Source organism: Burkholderia sp. BCC0397 (assembly GCF_902832865.1).
Taxonomy (GTDB): Bacteria; Pseudomonadota; Gammaproteobacteria; order Burkholderiales; family Burkholderiaceae; genus Burkholderia.
The window spans coordinates 153,834-173,244 of sequence record NZ_CADFDL010000007.1 but is presented as its reverse complement, the minus strand read 5'-3'; the positions used below and the strand labels follow the sequence as shown (position 1 = coordinate 173,244).

General features: G+C 61.1%; 23 protein-coding genes. 15 read left to right on the top strand and 8 right to left on the bottom strand.

Annotated features, from left to right (window positions below; all coding sequences use genetic code 11):
* Positions 1 to 115 precede the first annotated feature (115 nt).
* The 8 genes from HWX03_RS22140 (at position 116) to HWX03_RS22100 (ending at position 6,494) form a co-directional block, all read left to right on the top strand.
* On the top strand, positions 116 to 277 hold the full coding sequence (locus HWX03_RS22140; RefSeq protein WP_229290837.1) for a hypothetical protein: 162 nt from the start codon (positions 116 to 118) through the stop codon (positions 275 to 277).
* Positions 277 to 612, top strand: coding sequence for a GPW/gp25 family protein (locus HWX03_RS22135; protein ID WP_175872791.1), 336 nt, complete (start codon positions 277 to 279; stop codon positions 610 to 612). The genes HWX03_RS22140 and HWX03_RS22135 overlap by 1 nt, the downstream gene beginning before the upstream one ends.
* Positions 609 to 1,505 (top strand): baseplate J/gp47 family protein, encoded by an 897-nt coding sequence (locus HWX03_RS22130; RefSeq protein ID WP_175872675.1) that lies wholly within the window; start codon positions 609 to 611, stop codon positions 1,503 to 1,505. The genes HWX03_RS22135 and HWX03_RS22130 overlap by 4 nt, the downstream gene beginning before the upstream one ends.
* Complete coding sequence (locus tag HWX03_RS22125) at positions 1,495 to 2,073, top strand: phage tail protein I (protein ID WP_124632623.1); 579 nt, start codon at positions 1,495 to 1,497, stop codon at positions 2,071 to 2,073. Before HWX03_RS22130 ends, HWX03_RS22125 begins: the two co-directional genes overlap by 11 nt.
* A complete protein-coding gene (locus HWX03_RS37000) occupies positions 2,061 to 3,941 on the top strand; it encodes a tail fiber protein (protein WP_244132743.1) in 1,881 nt (626 codons plus the stop codon). The genes HWX03_RS22125 and HWX03_RS37000 overlap by 13 nt, the downstream gene beginning before the upstream one ends.
* Entirely contained in the window at positions 3,938 to 4,432 is a 495-nt protein-coding gene (locus HWX03_RS22115) for a DUF2514 family protein (RefSeq protein WP_175872674.1), read from the top strand. Before HWX03_RS37000 ends, HWX03_RS22115 begins: the two co-directional genes overlap by 4 nt.
* A gap of 164 nt (positions 4,433 to 4,596) precedes the next feature.
* Positions 4,597 to 5,385, top strand: coding sequence for a DNA adenine methylase (locus tag HWX03_RS22110; protein WP_175872673.1), 789 nt, complete (start codon positions 4,597 to 4,599; stop codon positions 5,383 to 5,385).
* Between the two features lie 611 nt (positions 5,386 to 5,996).
* Complete coding sequence (locus HWX03_RS22100; RefSeq protein WP_175872672.1) at positions 5,997 to 6,494, top strand: DUF4123 domain-containing protein; 498 nt, start codon at positions 5,997 to 5,999, stop codon at positions 6,492 to 6,494.
* On the opposite strand, the gene HWX03_RS22095 is transcribed toward HWX03_RS22100, so the two are convergent.
* Positions 6,469 to 6,780 carry a hypothetical protein gene (locus HWX03_RS22095; protein WP_175872671.1) on the bottom strand — a complete coding sequence of 104 codons (312 nt, stop codon included), beginning with the start codon at positions 6,778 to 6,780 and terminating at the stop codon, positions 6,469 to 6,471. The two genes, HWX03_RS22100 and HWX03_RS22095, sit on opposite strands and share 26 nt — an antisense overlap.
* Before the next feature lie 61 nt (positions 6,781 to 6,841).
* Between HWX03_RS22095 and HWX03_RS22090 the strand changes: the two genes are divergently transcribed.
* Entirely contained in the window at positions 6,842 to 7,453 is a 612-nt protein-coding gene (locus HWX03_RS22090) for a restriction endonuclease fold toxin 5 domain-containing protein (protein WP_074800580.1), read from the top strand.
* Positions 7,454 to 7,465: 12 nt separating this feature from the next.
* Positions 7,466 to 8,182 carry an Imm52 family immunity protein gene (locus HWX03_RS36995; RefSeq protein WP_244132742.1) on the top strand — a complete coding sequence of 239 codons (717 nt, stop codon included), beginning with the start codon at positions 7,466 to 7,468 and terminating at the stop codon, positions 8,180 to 8,182.
* Between the two features lie 30 nt (positions 8,183 to 8,212).
* On the opposite strand, the gene HWX03_RS22080 is transcribed toward HWX03_RS36995, so the two are convergent.
* A complete protein-coding gene (locus tag HWX03_RS22080; protein ID WP_175872670.1) occupies positions 8,213 to 8,839 on the bottom strand; it encodes a hypothetical protein in 627 nt (208 codons plus the stop codon).
* Positions 8,840 to 8,969: 130 nt separating this feature from the next.
* Here HWX03_RS22080 and HWX03_RS22075 point away from each other — a divergent pair, with 130 nt between their 5' ends.
* Complete coding sequence (locus HWX03_RS22075) at positions 8,970 to 9,311, top strand: hypothetical protein (protein WP_175872669.1); 342 nt, start codon at positions 8,970 to 8,972, stop codon at positions 9,309 to 9,311.
* Positions 9,312 to 9,350: 39 nt separating this feature from the next.
* Entirely contained in the window at positions 9,351 to 10,040 is a 690-nt protein-coding gene (locus HWX03_RS22070) for an SOS response-associated peptidase family protein (protein ID WP_175872668.1), read from the top strand.
* Positions 10,041 to 10,163: 123 nt separating this feature from the next.
* Here HWX03_RS22070 and HWX03_RS22065 read toward each other — a convergent pair whose 3' ends face one another.
* From HWX03_RS22065 to HWX03_RS22040, 6 genes are all read right to left on the bottom strand, one after another.
* Entirely contained in the window at positions 10,164 to 10,727 is a 564-nt protein-coding gene (locus tag HWX03_RS22065; protein WP_208456815.1) for a DUF4326 domain-containing protein, read from the bottom strand.
* Positions 10,728 to 10,813: 86 nt separating this feature from the next.
* Positions 10,814 to 11,254: a DUF488 domain-containing protein gene (locus tag HWX03_RS22060; protein WP_175872667.1), complete on the bottom strand. Its 441-nt coding sequence runs from the start codon at positions 11,252 to 11,254 to the stop codon at positions 10,814 to 10,816.
* 41 nt (positions 11,255 to 11,295) lie between these two features.
* The gene (locus tag HWX03_RS22055) at positions 11,296 to 11,964 is read right to left on the bottom strand and encodes a hypothetical protein (protein ID WP_175872666.1); all 669 of its coding nucleotides are present in this window, start codon (positions 11,962 to 11,964) and stop codon (positions 11,296 to 11,298) included.
* Between the two features lie 405 nt (positions 11,965 to 12,369).
* Positions 12,370 to 13,212 (bottom strand): nucleotide-binding protein, encoded by an 843-nt coding sequence (locus HWX03_RS22050; RefSeq protein WP_175872665.1) that lies wholly within the window; start codon positions 13,210 to 13,212, stop codon positions 12,370 to 12,372.
* 248 nt (positions 13,213 to 13,460) lie between these two features.
* Positions 13,461 to 13,769 carry a hypothetical protein gene (locus tag HWX03_RS22045; protein ID WP_175749746.1) on the bottom strand — a complete coding sequence of 103 codons (309 nt, stop codon included), beginning with the start codon at positions 13,767 to 13,769 and terminating at the stop codon, positions 13,461 to 13,463.
* Between the two features lie 413 nt (positions 13,770 to 14,182).
* Positions 14,183 to 14,365, bottom strand: coding sequence for a rubredoxin (locus HWX03_RS22040; protein ID WP_034190709.1), 183 nt, complete (start codon positions 14,363 to 14,365; stop codon positions 14,183 to 14,185).
* 199 nt (positions 14,366 to 14,564) lie between these two features.
* Here HWX03_RS22040 and HWX03_RS22035 point away from each other — a divergent pair, with 199 nt between their 5' ends.
* The 3 genes from HWX03_RS22035 (at position 14,565) to HWX03_RS22025 (ending at position 19,390) form a co-directional block, all read left to right on the top strand.
* The gene (locus tag HWX03_RS22035; protein WP_175872664.1) at positions 14,565 to 14,969 is read left to right on the top strand and encodes a DUF4399 domain-containing protein; all 405 of its coding nucleotides are present in this window, start codon (positions 14,565 to 14,567) and stop codon (positions 14,967 to 14,969) included.
* A gap of 232 nt (positions 14,970 to 15,201) precedes the next feature.
* Positions 15,202 to 17,187 carry an ATP-binding cassette domain-containing protein gene (locus tag HWX03_RS22030; protein ID WP_175872663.1) on the top strand — a complete coding sequence of 662 codons (1,986 nt, stop codon included), beginning with the start codon at positions 15,202 to 15,204 and terminating at the stop codon, positions 17,185 to 17,187.
* A gap of 220 nt (positions 17,188 to 17,407) precedes the next feature.
* Positions 17,408 to 19,390, top strand: coding sequence for a DNA topoisomerase IV subunit B (locus HWX03_RS22025; RefSeq protein ID WP_175822296.1), 1,983 nt, complete (start codon positions 17,408 to 17,410; stop codon positions 19,388 to 19,390).
* Positions 19,391 to 19,411 lie beyond the last annotated feature (21 nt).

Sequence of the window (19,411 nt, the reverse complement as noted above, 5' to 3'; positions counted from 1 at the left end):
CGGATGTGCGGAGAAATTCTAAACAAAAGTTACTTTGCCTCGCCCTGTGCGGGGTTTTTCATTTGTGGAGGCGTTTATGGCGAAAGACGCACAGCAAGGCGGGGCGGCGGCTCCCGTGACATTCATTGATACCGAATTCCGCAGCCGCGTGATCGTGTTTCCGGACGGCTCACACGTTGCCGTGCTGGCCGGCAAAACGGAGGTGACGGAGCCCGAGCACATCGCATATCTCGAATCGCGCGAGTGCTTCAAGCGCATTCCGACGAAGGCGCGGTGATGGTCGCGCTGGTCGGTATGTGTCGCCGCACGGGCCGACTGATCGGCGGAGTCGAGCATCTGGTGCAGAGCATCGCGGACATTCTGAGCACGCGCAAGGGAACCCGTCGCCAGCGGCCCGATTACGGCTCGGATATCCCTGCGATGGTCGACCTACCGATCACGCGCGGATGGATATCGGCGGCACAGGCCGAAGCCGCGCGTGCGATCGGACGGTGGGAGCCGCGTATTGCACTGGATAGCGTGAAGGCGCTGTCTGTCGTGGACGGCAAAGTAACTTTTCGGATCGCCGGGCAGTACAACGGCGACGATGTTGTATTCGAGGTGACGATATGACCGTGATCGATCTTTCCGCGCTTGATCCGCCGGATCTCGTCGAAACGCTCGACTTCGAGGAGGTGTATCAGCGCAAGCTGGAGCACTTCAAAAGCATCTATCCGGATTGGACCGCAGCGCTCGAATCCGACCCGGTCGTGAAGCTGCTGGAGCTGGCCGCGTACGAAGAAATCCGGTTTCGGGCGCGTGTCAACGATGCCGGACGTGCCGTGCTGCTGGCCTATGCAACGGGGGCGGATCTCGAACACCTCGCGGCGCTCTGGAACCTGAAGAAAGAGATCGTCGATCCCGGAGATCCGGAGGCGCACCCGCCGATTCCGGTCACGTACGAGCGCGACGAGCGCTTGCGACTGCGCACCCAGATGGGGATCGAGCGGGCGTCGACGGCTGGGCCGTTCGGCTCGTATCGATCGCTCGCGATGGACGCGTCAGCGGATGTCGCGGACGCGCGCGTCGACCGTCCCGAGCCGGGTGTTGTGCGCGTGGTCGTGAAGTCGTATTCGAACGACGGGATCGCAAGTGCTGCGCTGCTCGACACAGTGCGCCGCGCGCTTACGCCAGAGGATCGTCGGCCGCTCAACGACACGCTGCTTGTCGTACCGGCACGACCGGTCAATTACTCGATCGTCGCTGACGTCTACATCGGCCGGGGGCCTGATCCGGGCGTTGTGCTCGCTGCGCGACGGCAGGATCTCGATATCGCTGTTGCGGCAGGTGGGGGATTGCGGGTCGGTATGCCGAGGTCGGCGATAGCCGGGGCGCTGCATCCGAAGGAATCGGGCGTCGTGCGGGTCGATCTGCAATTCCCTGCGGCCGATGTCGTGTGTGCGATTGACGAGTTCGCACGCTGCACGTCGATCGTGCTCAATCCAAAGGTGAACGATGACGACTGAAGCATTGCTGCCGACAAACCAGACGAGCCTTGAGGCAGCGCTCGCGGAGGTAATGCGCCCGAGCGTTGACCCTGACGTGATCCGCACGCTCTGGGATGCGGATCGGTGCCCGGTTGCATTTCTGCCGTGGCTCGCGTGGTCGCTCGCGGTCGACGGATGGGAGCTGGCGGAGTCCGAAGACGCGCGACGCGCACTGATCAAGTCATCGCTGGCGATCTACCAGCGCAAGGGTACGCCGTGGGCGATTCGCGAGATCGTGCGGCGGCTCGGGTTCGGCGAGATCGATATTCAGGAGGGGCGTCAGATCAAGCGCCGCGACGGATCGTTCAAGCGGAACGGCCGATACCGGTACGGCGGCTCGACTGCTTGGGCCGAGTACATCGTGACGCTGCGGCAACCGGTGACGCGGGATCAGGGGGAAAACCTGAAGCGGGCTATCGAACGCTACGCGCCGGCCCGCAGTGCGCTGGCGTGGCTCGATTTTTCGGAGGTTGCGATCCGGCATAACGGACGCGCGACGCGCAATGGTCAATATACGCGAGGGGTAATCGGAACATGGCCGATTTGAAGGAAGAGAGTAAGTGGGAGCCGGGGATTCGCCAGTTCGAGACGGAAGACCCGGTGCAGGGTGGCCCGGACGGTGTCGACAACATCGCACTCAAGCAACTTGGCAACCGGACGCGATACCTCAAAGACCGTGCGGATGCGGCCGACAAGGTCGTCGCGGGTCTCGGGAGCGGGAAGCTGGACAAGTCGGGCGGTGCGGTGTCGGGGGCGCTGCTCGGGAAGCCCGGTGCGATCGCTGGCAACAATCCGAAAAACGTCGGGTATGCGTTCGATGGCGATCCCGATACGGGCATGTTCTCGCCGGCAGATGGCCATCTGCAGCTCGGGGCGAACGGCGTGCCGTACGTCGTCATGCTCGGCAACAATTTGACGCTCGGCTCGCCGGGTTTGATTGCGTTCTTAACCAACGGCGTCGAGCGTGGTCGATTCACGCCTGAGGGCCGACTGTTGCTCGGATCGATGGCGGACAACGGGCGGGACGGGCTGCAGGTCGCTTATCGCGCATCGTTTGCGAACGGCCTCCAAATCACCGGGATGGAGGGGCCTGACGGTGGACACCTTCGTACGACCGATCCTAACTATGGGGTGCTGTTGCGTCACGACGGCATGTCGGCGTACTGGCTGCAGACGAAGAAGGGTGATCCGCTCGGCACGTGGAACACATACCGGCCGTTTGCGTGGTCGCTTGATACCGGGTACGTCACGATCGATGGAACCGGCTTGGGAACAAGGATCGGCGGTCAGTTGTCGGTGGGGCCGGCGGCTGGCGAAGGTCAGATCAAGGTCGGGGCGGCAGACGGGTACTTCTACGGTAATGCGACTTCGGTGGGTTGGTGGGGCGGCAACGCCGGGTCGTTCCAATACTACGCGGCGGACGGATCGTTTCGTATCAACGGCAAACCGGCCTGGCATTCGGGAAACCTGACGCCGCTCGATCTCAATGTCGGCGGAACTATGAAGGGCACGCTCTCGTTTGCTCCGGGGGCGCGCATCGTCCTGTCCGAAGGTACGCCGCAGAATCCGTCGCTGACGTTCGACAAGGACGGTGCGCCGGATACCGGTCTGTACCACATCGCCGACGGCGAGTTTGGCGTGACCTGCAACGGTCTGGTCAACGTACGATTCACGGCCAACAAGGGCACGATCTTCGACCGTGCGGTACAGGTTCCGACGCCTGCCGCCGGTGACAGGTCGAATAACGCAGCGTCGACAGCGTACGTCGTCGACGCGATCGCATCGGCGTCGATCGGCCAGATCATTTTCGAGTCCCGGACAGCGCCGCGTGCAGGATGTCTCACGTTGAACGGTACGTTGCTGAATCGCGCCGACTACCCGGCGTTATGGGCATACGCGCAAGGTAGCGGCACGCTGGTCGAAGACAAGGATTGGGGGAACGGAAACTTCGGCTCGTTCTCGACTGGCGACGGAGCTACCACGTTCCGTATTCCGGAGTTTCGGGGTGAGGGAATCCGATGTGCCGATGCAGGTCGAGGTGCCGATCCCGGCCGGCGAGTCGGGACGTGGCAGGACAGCCAGAATCGCTCGCACGCGCACGGTGCTTCTGCTGCTGCGGTCGGCGATCACGTGCACGGCGCTTGGACCGATTCGCAGGGCTTTCACGCACACCACGGCAACACGGCCGGCGCTGGTAGCCACGATCACCAGATCAATTATCCGCTTCCTCAATACGGCGGGGACACTGATCGAGGCGGTTTGCCGTTGATCGACGCGGGACGGTTTCGTGAAGCCATCGCCAAGGTGTCGAACGTATGGGCCAGTTTGCCGGGAGCCGGCTACGGCCAGCATGAGAACGACATCGAGCATTTGCTGGCCGCGTATCGCGCGGCCGGCGGGGAGGTGGTCGCATGACATGGATCGATCCGCGTATCTGGCTGCTCGTCGTTGCCGGCGTCATTGCCGGCTCGGCCTGCGGTTACTTCAAGGGACACCGTGACGCTGATCAATCCGCGAAGGTCGCGGATCAGGCGAGGCAGATCGATGACCTTCGGAACGAACGAAACGAGATTCGCCACCGGCTGGCGGCACAAGAGGGGATCGCAACCGATGCTGCAAAGAAACGTGATCAGGCGGTCGCTGATGCCGCTACTGCCGATGCTGCTGCTGACGGCCTGCGCAAGCAGGTCGCAGTGCTCGTTGCCGACGTCCGGCGTGCCAGCGCTTCGGCCGGAAGCCCGGCAGCCGGCGACGCCCTCGATCTGCTTGCCGACATGTTCGGCCGGGCTGACGAGCGCGCGGGAGAGCTGGCGAAGATCGCTGACGAGCGGGGCATCGCCGGCCAGCAGTGCGAGCGCAGCTACGACGCGTTGATCGGCGACGCGCAAACCAATTTGCCGCAGTAGCGCGGCGAGGCCCGAGCGGTCTCGAAAGAAACAGGGCGACCGGGGGAATGTTGGAGCATTCTCCCGGTCGCCTTTCCACTGTCTGAGCCAGTGAATCAGCCAAGGCCCTGCTTACCTACGTAGGCGGGCCGGATTCTACACCAAGTTTAAAAACGGCTTTCACAATGGCAAATCCCATCATTCCTTGGATCGGCGGCAAGCGCCGTCTGGCAGATCACCTCATCCCGCGTTTCCCGGCACACGACTGCTATGTCGAAGTGTTCGCGGGTGGGGCTGCGCTGTACTTTCTGAGGCCGCCGGCCAAGGTCGAAGTCATCAACGACGTGAACGGTGAGCTGGTCAACCTGTATCGCGTCGTACAGCATCACCTGGAGGAGTTCGTGCGCCAGTTCAAATGGGCGTTGACGAGCCGGCAGGTGTTCGAGTGGTTGAAGCACACGATCCCGGAAACGCTCACCGATATCCAGCGTGCTGCGCGGTTCTACTACCTGCAGAAAAGTTGCTTTGGGGCGAAGCTCGAAGGGCAGACATTCGGCACGGCGACAACTACGCCGCCCGGTCTGAACCTGCTGCGTATCGAGGAGGAACTGTCTGCAGCGCACCTGCGCCTTGCGAACGCGTTCATCGAGCGGCTGGATTGGGCTGCCTGCATTGATCGATACGACCGCCCCCATACGCTGTTCTACTTGGACCCGCCGTATTACGAGACGGAAGGGTACGGCGTGGCGTTTCCATTCGACGAGTACGAGAAGATGGCGCAACGGCTGCGGTCGATCAAAGGGCGCGCGATCGTGAGCCTCAATGACCATCCCGACATTCGGCGCGTGTTCGACGGCTTTCACATCGAGACCGTGCCGATTCAATACACGGTCGGCGGTGGGAGGGGCGTCGAGCGAAACGAGCTGATCATTTTCAGTTGGGACGACGCGGCGCAGCCGGTCGGTTTGTTCTAGCGGACGGCTCGGCCGCAGGTCCGTTCCTATGGCGTACCCCGCAATTCTGCGGGGTTGTTTGGCGGGAGGCGCATTGGCTAAATGTCACATTTGGTCAAGTCGCCTTCCGACTCTCGACAACCGCCTGTTGCTCGGGTAATAGTCGGATCATTAGAAACCGAGAGGGCCTGCGTGTGAAGCGGAACTATCTCCGTGTCGGAGATCATTCGACCAGCGGCGGGGTGGTCGTCGACAGCATTCCGACTATGAGTTGCCAAGGGGTTGGGCTTACCTACGTTGGAGCCAAAGTAACTTGTCCGGCGTGCAAGCGTGTCGGCGTCATCGTTGCAGACGGGCCGCGTTGGCCGGGCAATTTGATGGGGCACCAAGCTGCGCTGGAAGGCGATAAGGTCGCATGCGGGTGCAGTCCGCTCCCGACCATGATCGCATCGCAGTCGGAGATGTTTCAGTCCTTCGAGTCGGATGCACTCGTCAAAATGGGCTTCTCTGCGACAGGAGGTCCGGTCGCGCTGGAACTCGCTGCCCCGAAGCCATCAGAGGGATTCTGTCTTTCGTGCATGGTTGCTGCTGCCAAGAACGCGGCTGCGATGATCGTTCGCGGGTGAGCAGTGATGGGCATTCACGATATCTATTCGGCGGTGCAGGAGCGGGCGAGCCTGCCGGTTCGTCTGTTTGCGCTTGTGGATGGTCTGTTGTATTCCGAGCTGGTCGGTTCCGAGCCGCGCAGGGCGCGCGATTCGGCAATGGCGTTGCTTGATGCAACACCGGACGCCTCGCTCGCGGATGCCGGCCCTTGGCTATTCGACTTCGCGGCTGTCGACGGTGATTGCCGGCGCGGGATCGGGAAGTTGGCGCAGAGCGAATATGGGGTGAACTGGGTCATCAGCGCGTACGGGCCGAACCAGCTCGCGGCCGAGCTTCGGGAGAGATTGGACGGTACGCTTCCGGACGGTCGATCGGTGATGCTTCGCTACTACGATGCGCGCGTGATGCGCCATTTTGCGCCGGCACTCAGCTCGACCGAGCTGACGATATTCTTTTCCCCGACGTTCGATTGGCTGATAGAGATCGACGGACAGCTCTTCAGGGCGCACCCTTATGCCGCTTAATCTCACCCCGGCGCACCTGTCGGCACTCGCTGAAGGTGAAGCGCGCAATTTCGTCGACGGCGTGCGGCGCGATCTGATCAAGGCCGACCCCACCCTGGGGCAGGACATCGACCTTCACCATCGTCTCTGGGATGCGTATCGAGCAGCGCGGACGCTCGGCATCCAACAAAGCGATCACCTCGTCCAGTTCCTCAAAATCGAGGCGTATTCGCCGAGCTTCTACGACAAGCCTGCAACGTGGGCTTGGCTGACGAAGCCCGGTCGCGACGCTGACGAGCGCTTCCAAGTCTACGTCCAAGAGATCACTTGGCGATCCCAACATCCCGATAGCTTGAAAGGAGTCCCGCATGGCGGCACCGTTAATCCCCCTAGTGACAGCCGCAGCGGCGGAAGCGGGGCCGGCATTGTCGGCTATTGGAAGCGTATTACTGGGGGGCGCGGCAGTAGCGGGGATAGGTAGCCTTCGGGGTGACGTTAGCAAGATGGACGAGCAGGCGAAGGCAAAAACGGAATCGCGGACAATGTCCGACTCCACTGCGCCCTGCAAGAAATGCCCGCCCGAACAGACCGGCAAACTTGTGCGTAGCCGACACGGCGCCAACTGGCCTGCTTATCGATATCAGGCGCGAGTAACCGGCTTCGCGTTCGATGCGGAGAGCTGCCTGTGGAGCGACGAGTGGGAGTGGCTTGGGATCGATTTTGACGGATTCAAGCCACAAGAGTGTTTGCTGCAGGAAGCGAAGGGGAACTACGACCAGTTTCTTGATGGATCTATTCCGAAGTCCGAACAGTTCTTCAAGGGCTTTCGCCACATGCGCGATCAGGCGATCAAGCGTGCGTTGAGGGTCAAGGCGAACCCACCAACGCGGCTACGGTACTATTTCCAAGGACCGCTGACCTATAAGCGAATGGCGGTATGGTTCAAGACCATGTCGATTGAGTCGGAGTATTTTCCGTAACTTCCTACCATCATGAAAATTGATTCCTTCATCAAGGCCGGCGGGATCGAGGTGTTCGCATTCGCGCAAACACTTGCGAAGGTCGGCGCAATTGTTGATGTAATGGCGGCCGCGGCTCCGGAACTGGCGCGTCCGAAGTGGCGTATGCAGGGCGATACGCTCGACGAGGCGCAGGCTGGCGAGGTGTATGCGGCCGATGGCCAGCCTAGTAGCGCGGCGGTAACGGCGCTGGAGACTGAATACCGAGGCGAGGAAACGTCGTCGCTCGGGATATGGGACGGTAGCACGGACGATTCCATTGGCGCATCGGTCGAGGTCTTCGCGTGCGGTGGGCACTTCCCTGACACGGTCTCGCTCGGAGCTCGCGGGGCGTTCATCGAGCACAAAGATACTGTGGCGAGTATTGTGGTCAAGACCGCACAGGAGTTTTTGCCGGCCGTGATCTCGGCCGCGCCGGACGGTTATTCGGAGAAGCAGGCGTTTCAGGATCGTCCCGGTGTCGGATGGATGATCTATCTGCCGGTGGAGCTGACCGTGCAACAGATCCCTGAAGCGCAGGAGATCATTCCCGTGTTGTCCGCAGATGGGAAGAGGCGGCTCGGGACGATCCTTGTCAGCATCAAGGATGAGGTGTTCTCGGCCGACAATGAGGAGCACCTGGCCGTGGCACACAATATCGAGGCGCGACTGATTTCGATGGATCTCCTCCCGCTTCTTGCCGAGATTTGAACGCTGCCGATGCCGGTCATAATGCCGGCTTCAGTCGAAGCGAGCGCTGTCGATCATTCGGCGGAGCTGGTCGAGCGCGAACGAATCCGGATAGCCGTTCTTCTTCAACTCCAGCTCGGCCGCGCAGACCATTTTTTCCATGAGCCGCAGTGTTCGGCGGACATGCACAACTTCCAGCACGAAACGCTGTTCGAGAGTCGGCAGCTTGTTTTTCTGGAACGGGGTCGCGCTCCACGCGTCGCGTAGCTCGGCCCATGTCAGCCGCTGAAACTCCGGCAACTTGGTGGCCTTATCGGAACCGGGGTCTGGCTCGCCGGGCGTGTCGTACAGTCTGCGCTTCATCTCTTCGCGTGCCCGCCACTCGTCAGAGAACGGCGCGACCGGCGCACGTGGGTTGCCTATTCGGCCAGCCCGCGTAATCTCTTTGTCGATCTTGTTCGACAAGCGTCGCAGCGGGGCCGCGTATTTCAACGTATCCGCTTGCTCCAGGTACGCGATCATGCGTTTGGCATCGTCCGTGAGCGAATCCATTTCCCTCAGCGTAATCCGCAGGTGCAGCACCTCCAGAATAAGGCGATGAACCTCGGCGTAGGTGCACGTGTTCCACCATTTCGACAGCTCGTCGAAGCGCGGCGGACTAAATGGGGGCAATATCATGATGCGGGGATAACACTGTATGGATATACAGTTTATCTTGTGCCAAGATGGTGCCGTCAAGTCCCAAAAATAGGGATCGAGGAGCGGCGCAGTAAGATCTGAAGAGGGAGGCCACCGGACGGAGGGTGATATGTTGCGACCCATGACAGCCGTGCAATCGGCATTCGTCGACATGTGTATTGCAGATGCCAAATACCATATCCTAAGCCTCATGGAGGTCACGGTCATAGGGTACGAAGCGCGGTGCTGCAACGATCTCGGAGGGAATATCGTCGTGGGGAAATATGGCTTCTGCGAGCATCAGGTGACGCTCGGCCGAGAATTGTTCCCCGACGCGCCGGGCCAGCCCGAAGGCTCCGGGTTCGATGAGGTCTATTACGACATCATTTGCACCGCGCTGGACGATTGGCTCAGCGGCCCCGTTATACCGCTGGACCAGATTCAATCGCCTCCACCGCTGGGCTATGACTAGCCGGACACTGACATCTCGAATGAAGAGGGGACGTGACGCGTGTGCACTAACTACAAAGCGCCAGACGAAGATCCGGGCATCAACGAGCTGACGATCGGCATCGGCGACTTGTTTCGCCGCGAACCGTGGGATGTCGATGTCTGGCCCGACTATCGTGCGCCGGTCATCCTTCCGGACGGTGACGGTTCACTCGTCGAGATTGGGGTGTTTGGCTTCTGGCCAAAGTTCATACAGCCAGACAGAGTCGACGACAAGGGCAAGAAGCTGAAGAAGTTCGATACCGTCAACGCGCGAGGTGAAGACGTCGCAGAGAAGCGCCTGTATAAGGGCGCGTGGCACGACGGCCAGCGCTGCCTGATACCCGCAGAGTATGTTGTCGAGCCGTCATATCCGAACGCCAAACCGAAGGCGGGCGGCGGATGGGATCGTGGGCCGTGCGTGTGGCAGCGGATCGGCCTCGCTGATTGGGGCGCGTATTGCGTTGCCGGGATCTGGCGACGATATCAGGGTGACGACGGACAGGTGCTTTTCGGCATGACCATGCTGACTCTCAATGCCGACGACCACGCGCTCTTCAAGCTGATGCACAGGCCGGAAGACGAGAAGCGCGGCGTGGTGATGTTGCGCCCGGCCGACTATGACGAGTGGCTGCACACGTCGAATATCGAAGCGGCGCGATCGCTGCTGCAGCTCTATCCAGCCGATGAGATGGGGGCCGGACCAAAGTAGCTTTTATTTTTACGCGAGATGCAATCGGCTTTGGGGTTGCGACAGGTCCCATTTAAGCGATGGAACGTTAATTCAATATCGTAAGGCCGAGCTAAGTTGAAATCCACCGTTCAGCAGCTAGTCTTATTCGCCGTCCCCGGAAGTTTCCTCTTCATCCACGTATTTATTGAGATACTCTGCAATTACGTCGCCATGGCATGGTAACGGTGCGCAGAAACAACCAAGGCGATAACCTCGCAGCGACAGCAATGCCGACCGTTGTTCCGGATCAGGCCACACCTCGGCCTCGAAGTGTTTGCGATATTTTTCAATTACTTCTTCCCGCGAGGCTCCATCGGGGCCGTGGCTAATTTCAAATGGATTCCCCCATCTGGTTCCGCGACCAATGTACACATCGAACTCTTCGTCCTTTTTTTTATTCCTGACGGTTGTGATGCGCAGCGGGACGATACGAGTTTGCTTTTGGAGTAGTCGAGAAAAATAAATTATGTCAGAAAGATCGTTTCCGCCCCAGAAGACAACAACATGCGTGCAAGCGCCAACAACGCTTTTCGCAGCCATGCGGGTGTTGACACGTTCTTCACGTACTGGGAATGCTAACCGCTCGAAGTAGTCGCGTGCGATGAACTTGTGATCTTGAACGACCACCACCTCGACCTCTGTCAGTGCGGCAATGATGCGATCCATTCTTGAAGCGAAAATGCGAGGGAATACAAAACCCTCCGAAAGAGCGACGAGTAATGTTACTTTGCTTGATGCCGTCATATCTGTCATCAGAATAGGTGCGTCACCTTCAATCTGTTATCCCATCGAGTATTCAAATACTCGACTGCGAGTCTACGGTGACAATGATGCGGCTTGTCTTCACTGCACAATAGACATCCTCTGTCAAACAAAGACAAGTCGAGGTTGCTCTCCACTCGCCGTTTTGCCAGCAGTTCGATATATTCCGTCGCGTAGCTATCCCAAGATAGCTCCTTTTTCTGGTAGCGCTTAAGCATTTCCTTCTCCGGCGCTAATTCGCGAAGCTCAACGAATTGGGCACCAAGAAGTTCAGACAGAAAAAACTTAAGGTCCGGTTTTTTTGCGAAGCCTGCGAGTTGCGAAATGTTGTTGAGACGAACATCCAGCAATGTCCGCACCTCAGCCTTGCGCAGCAAGCCAAAAAATTTCTCGGCCGACTTGTTGGTAAATCCGATGGTCGCAACGTCCATGTCGATCCTGTTCTCCGCGTGCGTAGCAAGTATGGGACAGTTCAAGGCAGCCTAACAATTCCCGCAACCACCTTGTATCGATACCAGATATCGTCGGAGCCCTTCAGGAAGGGCGCTGCGAGGCTGATGCACAAAAGGCAGGAGCCCAGATCGTACGATCCGATCCCCATTGGGAGAAACGCGTTCCTGACCGCAGGATCTGTAATTTTAAGGCGATACAGCTCTCTCTGGTGCAAGAACTCGGCCCGAATTTCGTGAGCGCCTCCGTTATAGCCGTGGGTCACCTGGATCTCCACCGCTCCAACGTGGATCAGGTGAAGCGAGCGTGTCACTTGCGCGTCGGCGACGTCATTGGCGATTTGATCGTTCCACCCTTTGCCCGAGCGCCCTGCGTTGAGGAACAAGATCGGGGGGCTTTCAGCAAGCGCGGACGCTTGTGCGATGGTCGCGGTGTTGACTTTGACCCACCTATACGTGGGATCGACGCGCCAGTTTTCCGTTTGGCAGCCCTGGGGTTCGTGGCCCAAAAGTCGCATATCAACAACGTCGAGTAGCTGGGGGTTCGCGCCATTCGGGTAAGCCTGCTCGCGATTCGTGAGGGCGTCTTCGTGTCCGGAACCGATCGGTCGTATCCAATTGCCGAGCGATCCGTCTGGCAGAATTTCGATACCAGCAACGCAATGACCGGCTCCCTTTACGGAGTTGGCCAATATAACAATCCGTTTAGTTACCATCGATAACCCCGTTTGCTTTTATATGGCGAATTGAATTTTTTTGATGCGCCTTGCAGGATAAGTGTAGCCGTATTCGTCGCAATTGTGCGGGTGCCTAGGTGCCATCCGTGGGTAGGGCACGACGGTGGCATCCTGTTCGTTCGTAAATTTCGCCGGGATTGATGTTGTTTAAGCTAAGGCTGACTAGCTGGTAAGCACGAATGCATCGTTGCAACGCATGATGTCAGCGCTGCTACGGTCTATCGGGGACGCGAAGGCGTAGGTCTGCGTCCTGAGCCTTGTCAGTTAAGGCTCAGGTACTGCTGCGTCATTGGAGTTACGTTTGCAGATGCTGCCGTGGGGTGCATGCTCGTGTGACCGGGAAAAGTTGCTTTGGCTGTGTTACGACCGCATAACCTTGTTCCAGTCGACGTCATGCCCGGCGGCTTGAAGCTCCTGCCCGAGCGACCGTTTCCAATCGTCGCCCGCATCCATTGCGACCCAAACTACGCCAAGATAATCGCTTGGAATCTCAAGCTCGCCTCGTTTGAGCGCGCACACCTTGTCTCTGCCGAGTCGACCGATGAAATAGCCGAGTTCAAGCATCACATTTTGTCGCGCCCGGGGCTTGAGTTCGCCACCCTTCACACAGCCTTCGTCGTCCGGCGTTAGCAGCACCACCGCGAAACTAACGTCGTCGTTGGCTTCAATTTTTTCAATAATTGTGCGTCCTTGGTTCGCCTGCTCGTGCAGGATGATTGCTTCGAACCCGATTTTTTCCAGAAAGCGGGCGACCGCCTCGCGGGGCTCGCCGTCATGTCCGTGGACTACGAATACACGTCGAGAAATGGATGTCATTTGGTCTGCAAGCGTTGGCGGTTTCTTTGATCGCATTTCATGCTCCGAATCTACGAGGTCTTCGCGAAGTGCACGCTGCGCATCTTGCAGAAGCGCGACAGAACGCTCGAAATGTTCCCGGGTTTCTTGTCGAAGATAGAAGCTATTACGGTAGCTTCTTGGCCGTATTGGTCTCAGCGTGGCCGCCGGCCTATAACGGCGGAAAGCTGGCGTATCCAGACCAAAGCACCGTTCGAGCGTATCCGCGATCGCGGCTGACAGCGCTGCCAACTCGGGCATGGTTCCGTCCGTCGTGAGAGCCTGGAAGTCGAATGCTTTGAGTGCATCGATCCGGTCCTGCAGGCGGGTGATCCCGCGTTCAATTGCTTCGGCAGAACGGGTCGCCATGACCGCTCCTTCTTATATTTGAGATGAAGGGCATCATCGTACATCGACCTACGTGCGATCTGTGCATATCGCGGATCTCGATGAGATGAGGTGGTTGGATTGAGTGGTTAATTAAGTTAAGCTATTGAATTAAAAAGAAATGAGACGGCCTGCAAAGCTGTTTAGCCGGTGGCGAGTCGGCTGCTGCCTCTGCAACGATTTAGTTTGGGTGCGGTAGCTGGCGGCGAAGCTGCCGTTGCTCCTCCTGATTACGGGCAGCCTGGTCGACCAAGTGCAAGCAGTAGGGGAATGATGTGCTCCATGAGCTGGCCGAGGTACCGGTCTCGGGCCGTCGGCTCGGTCGACAGTATCCGGGCAACCTGCTCGATCTGGTTCTCGACCTCCCGTCGGACGGTCTGCGGATCTCGGTGGGCGACGCACAGCCCCTCCAGTAGCATTTGATATGCGTCGAGGCAATGCATCAATCTGACCACCTCGTCAGAGACAACTTCCAGCTCATCGCTCAGCGATATCGCGAAGCGTCTCAGATCGGCGACGTCGTTTGACTCTTTGCTCATCGGACTCTCCACCCGCTGGAACGACACCGGGCGCGAACCATGTTCTCATTGGTCGTCGCGTAGGCCAACCTAGTTACTTTAGGAGGGGCGACCGCTGGCGGCCCCGTCCGAGTCTCGAATCAGTGGCAGGATGGACGCTCAGAAGCACAAAAGCCCGCTGCAAGCGGGCTTTTGTGTGTGCTACAAATTTGCTACAGCAAGGGGTGTGGGCCTTACGGGATAAGCCTTGCGCTTATCATTCCATCCCCTGAACTACGGGGAGAGCCAAGTCCGGGCAATCGCGCGAAAAAAACGCGAGCCGGACGGCGGTGTGGACAGCGCGCAGAGTATAGCAAACGCGCGGCGCGTCGGCGGGGCGGAATGCATCACCCCAACGCGCGTATCGCGTGATCAACCGCGATCAGAACAGAAAATCAGAAATCGACGACGACGAAATCTTCCTTGCCCACGTCGCACAGCGGGCAGCGCCAGTCGGCGGGAATGTCGGCGAAACGGGTGCCGGCCGCGATGCCTTCGTCGGGCAGTCCTTCCGCTTCGTTGTAGACCCACCCGCAAATCAGGCAGACCCAGCTCTGGTATTCGGTTACTTCGCTCATGTTGCGCTCAGGATAATGAAAATTCGGCGATGTCGTCCGCGGCCTGGCCGGCGGACGAAAGGCGCAATGGTACCGGAATTTCGCCGAACGCCTGCGCAACTTCGTTTTAAACGTACGCATCGCGAACAACGCAACTGAAACACGCCCGCTGTTCGTGCGGTGTATGCTTCCAAGGCTGTCCAATCATAAGGAGAATGCGATGCTGAACAGAAAGTGGATCGCAGGTGCGGTATGCGTCGCGGCGATGGCCGTGTCGACGATCGCGCGGGCCGAGGCGCGCGTGTATTTCGAAGCGCCGAGCGACGGTGCGACGGTGTCGAATCCGGTGCATGTGAAGTTCGGTCTCGAAGGCATGGCGCTGAAGCCGGCCGGCGACATGACCCCGAATACCGGTCACCATCACCTGCTGATCGACGGCAAGCCGGTACCGAAGGGCGACGTGATTCCCGCGAGCGAGCGTTCGCTGCACTTCGGCAAGGCCCAGAACGAAACCGACATCAAGCTGCCGCCCGGGCAGCACACGCTGACGCTGCAATTCGGTGACGGCGCGCACCGTTCGTACGGTCCCGAACTGAGCTCGACGATCACGGTCAACGTGAAATAACCGTGCATCCCGCGCCGGCGCCCGATGCGCCGCGCGCGGGATCTACCGATCGGCCGGCCCCGGGCATCCGGCCGGCATTCGCGTGCTCATGCGGGCACGCAAACCGTAGCCGGCATCCGAAAACCGGAGGTCGGCCACACCGCGCCCACGATACCGCGTCGGCGCCCGCCAGGAGCACCCCGCGGCACTCGTCCGTCCAGCCGAGCCGATGCCGGCCTCCGCGCCCGGTACAATGGGCGCTTCCGATTTCTCTCTTCGCCGTCTCCCCATGTCGCTCTATTCCATTACCGGCGCGCAGCTCGCGTTCGGTCACGTCGCGTTGCTCGATCACGCGGATTTCTCGCTGGAAGCCGGCGAGCGGGTCGGCCTGATCGGCCGCAACGGCGCGGGCAAGTCGTCGCTGCTGAAGATCGTCGCCGATCTCGCGAAGCCCGACGACGGGCTGGTCACGCGCCAGCAGGAGCTCGTGACGGTCTACGTGCCGCAGGAGCCCGAATTCGAGCCGGGCGCGACGGTGTTCGACGCGGTCGCGTCGGGGCTCGCGCATACGCGCGAACTGCTCGAAGAATACGATTCGATCGCGCACCGCCTCGCGGAGATACCGGAAGGCGCCGAGCACGATGCGCTGCTCGCGCGGATGAACGCGCTGCAGTCGTCGCTCGATGCGCACGACGCGTGGAACTGGCGCACGCGCGTGTCGATGACGCTCGCGCAGATCGGCCTGCAGGACGGCGATGCCAGCGTCGACGCGCTGTCGGGCGGGATGCAGAAGCGCGTCGCGCTGGCGCGCGCGCTGGTGCTGCAGCCCGACGTGCTGCTGCTCGACGAGCCGACCAACCACCTCGATTTCGACGGCATCCGCTGGCTCGAAGAGCTGCTCGTCGCGCAGCGCGCGGGCCTGCTGTTCATCACCCACGATCGCGCGTTCCTCGACCGCGTCGCGACGCGCATCGTCGAGCTCGATCGCGGCCGGCTGCTGTCGTATCCGGGCAATTTCTCCGCGTACCAGACGCGCAAGGCGCAGCAGCTCGAAGTCGAGCGCGTGGAGAACGAGAAGTTCGACAAGCTGCTCGCGCAGGAAGAAGTGTGGATCCGCAAGGGCGTCGAAGCGCGCCGCACGCGCAGCGTCGGCCGCATCGCGCGGCTCGTGCAGATGCGCGACGAGCGCGCGGAGCGCCGCAATGCGCAAGGCAACGTGAAGCTCGACGTCGCGCAGGGCGAGAAGTCCGGCAAGATCGTCGCGGAGCTGACCGACGTGACGAAGCGCTACGGCGGCCGCACGGTGGTCGACCGCTTCTCGACGACGGTCATGCGCGGCGACAAGATCGGCTTCGTCGGCCCGAACGGCGCCGGCAAGACCACGTTGCTGAAGCTGATCCTCGGCGACCTGAAGCCCGACGAAGGCACGGTGCGCACCGGCACGAACCTGCAGGTCGCGTATTTCGACCAGATGCGCGCGCAGCTCGACCAGGAGAAGAGCCTCGCGGATACGATCAGCCCCGGCAGCGAATGGGTCGAGATCGGCGGCGTGCGCAAGCACGTGATGAGCTATCTCGGCGATTTCCTGTTCGCGCCGGAACGCGCGCGTTCGCCGGTGAAGTCGTTGTCGGGCGGCGAGCGCAACCGGCTGCTGCTCGCGCGCCTGTTCGCGCGCCCGGCCAACGTGCTGGTCCTCGACGAACCGACCAACGACCTCGACATCCCGACGCTCGAACTGCTCGAAGAGCTGCTGGCCGACTACGACGGCACGGTGCTGCTCGTCAGCCACGATCGTGCGTTCCTCGACAACGTCGTGACGTCGGTGATCGCGGCCGAGGGCGACGGCAAGTGGCGCGAATATGTCGGCGGCTTCACCGACTGGCAGATCCAGAGCGAACGATCGGAGCAGCTCGCGCAGCAGGAAGCCGCGAAGCGCGCGGTCAAGGAAGCGGCGCCCGCGAAGGATGAACCGGCGAAGAGCGCGGCCGGCCGCAACGCGCAGCGCACGGTGAAGCTGTCGTTCAACGAGCAGCGCGAACTCGATTCGCTGCCGGAGAAGATCGCCGCGCTCGAAGCGGAGCAGAAGACGATCAATGCGCAGCTCGAGGACGGCGCGATTTTCGCGAAGGATCCGCAGGAAGGCACGCGCCTGACCGAGCGGTTCGCGGCGATCGACGACGAACTGCTCGCCGCGCTCGAACGGTGGGAAACGCTCGAGGCGAAGCGCAAGCCGGCGTGACGCGTGCGGCGCGCGCCGATCCCGCGATTGGCGCGCCACGCGGAACCAGTAGAATACCGCGCGTTCAGGGTCGCGCAGCGCACGCCGCGCGCCCGCTTTCGGAGCAGTCCAAGCACACCGTTGTTTCGATTCGCTTTTTTACGGAACTCAACGTTTTGTCCACGACGTTATCCACACGAGGTGTGGACAACGTCCCGATGAATGACGAAATTCAGCGCCTATGTCAACAAAGAAACCCAGCGCGGCCTATAGCGAAGCATCGATCAAGGTGCTCAAGGGTCTCGAGCCGGTCAAGCAGCGGCCCGGCATGTACACCCGTACCGAAAATCCGCTGCACATCATTCAGGAAGTCATCGACAATGCGTCCGACGAGGCGCTCGGCGGCTACGGCAAGCAGATCACGGTCACGCTGCACACCGACCAGTCGGTGTCGGTCGAAGACGACGGCCGCGGCATCCCGTTCGGCATGCACCCTGAAGAGGGCGTGCCGGTCGTCGAGATCGTGTTCACGCGCCTGCATGCGGGCGGCAAGTTCGACAAGGCCGCGGGCGGCGCGTACACGTTCTCGGGCGGCCTGCACGGCGTCGGCGTGTCGGTGACGAACGCACTCGCGACGCGTCTCGACGTGACGGTGTGGCGCGACGGCAAGATCGCCGAGCTCGGCTTCGCCGACGGCGACGTCGTGAAGCCGCTGTCGACGCAAGGCGCAGGCCGCGGCGAGAAGAAATCCGGCACGCGCGTGCAGGTGTGGCCGAATCCGAAATACTTCGATTCGCCGAACCTGCCGCTCGGCGAGCTGCAGCGCCTGCTGCGCTCGAAGGCCGTGCTGCTGCCGGGCGTCGAGGTCGTGCTCGTCAACGAAAAGACCGGCGAGCGTCAGACGTGGAAGTATGAAGACGGCCTGCGCGGCTACCTGCTCGACGAAATGAACGGCAGCGAGCTGCTGATCCCGCTGTTCGAAGGCGAGCGCTTCGCCGATTCGCGTTCGGGCGACGACACCTTCGCCGAGGGCGAGGGCGCATCGTGGGTCGTCGCATGGAGCGAGGAAGGCTCGCTGGTGCGCGAGTCGTACGTGAACCTGATCCCGACGCCGGCCGGCGGCACGCACGAGTCCGGCTTGCGCGACGGCCTGTACCAGGCCGTGAAGAGCTTCGTCGAGCTGCACAACCTGCAGCCGAAGGGCGTGAAGCTGCTCGCGGAAGACGTGTTCGCGCGCGTGTCGTTCGTGCTGTCCGCGAAGGTGCTCGATCCGCAGTTCCAGGGGCAGATCAAGGAACGGCTGAACAGCCGCGACGCGGTGAAGCTCGTGTCGTCGTTCTCGCGTCCGGCGCTCGAACTGTGGCTGAACCAGCACGTCGAGCACGGCAAGAAGCTCGCCGAACTCGTGATCAAGCAGGCGCAGGCGCGTACGCGCGCCGGCCAGAAGGTCGAGAAGCGCAAGAGCTCGGGCGTCGCGGTGCTGCCGGGCAAGCTGACCGATTGCGAGACGGAAGATATCGCGCGCAACGAACTGTTCCTCGTCGAGGGCGACTCGGCGGGCGGCTCCGCGAAGATGGGCCGCGACAAGGAATACCAGGCGATCCTGCCGCTGCGCGGCAAGGTGCTGAACACGTGGGAAACCGAGCGCGACCGCCTGTTCGCGAACAACGAGGTGCACGACATCTCGGTCGCGATCGGCGTCGATCCGCACAGCCCGGACGACACCGTCGACCTGTCGAACCTGCGCTACGGCAAGATCTGCATCCTGTCGGACGCGGACGTCGACGGCTCGCACATCCAGGTGCTGCTGCTCACGCTGTTCTTCAAGCATTTCCCGCAACTGATCGAGCGCGGCCATGTATGCGTCGCGCGGCCGCCGCTGTTCCGCGTCGACGCGCCCGCGCGCGGCAAGAAGGCCGCGCAGAAGCTCTATGCGCTCGACGATGGCGAGCTCGAAGCGATCCTCGACAAGCTGCGCAAGGACGGCGTGCGTGACACGCAGTGGAGCATCAGCCGCTTCAAGGGCCTCGGCGAAATGAGCGCCGAGCAGCTGTGGGACACGACGATGAATCCCGATACGCGCCGCCTGATGCCGGTGAAGCTCGGCGAGCTCGACTACGAGGCGACCGTCGCGCGCATGACGATGCTGATGGGCAAGGGCGAGGCAGCCGCGCGGCGCGGCTGGCTCGAGGAAAAGGGCAACGACGTCGAAGCGGATATTTAAGCGGAGCGTTCCGCGCGGCCG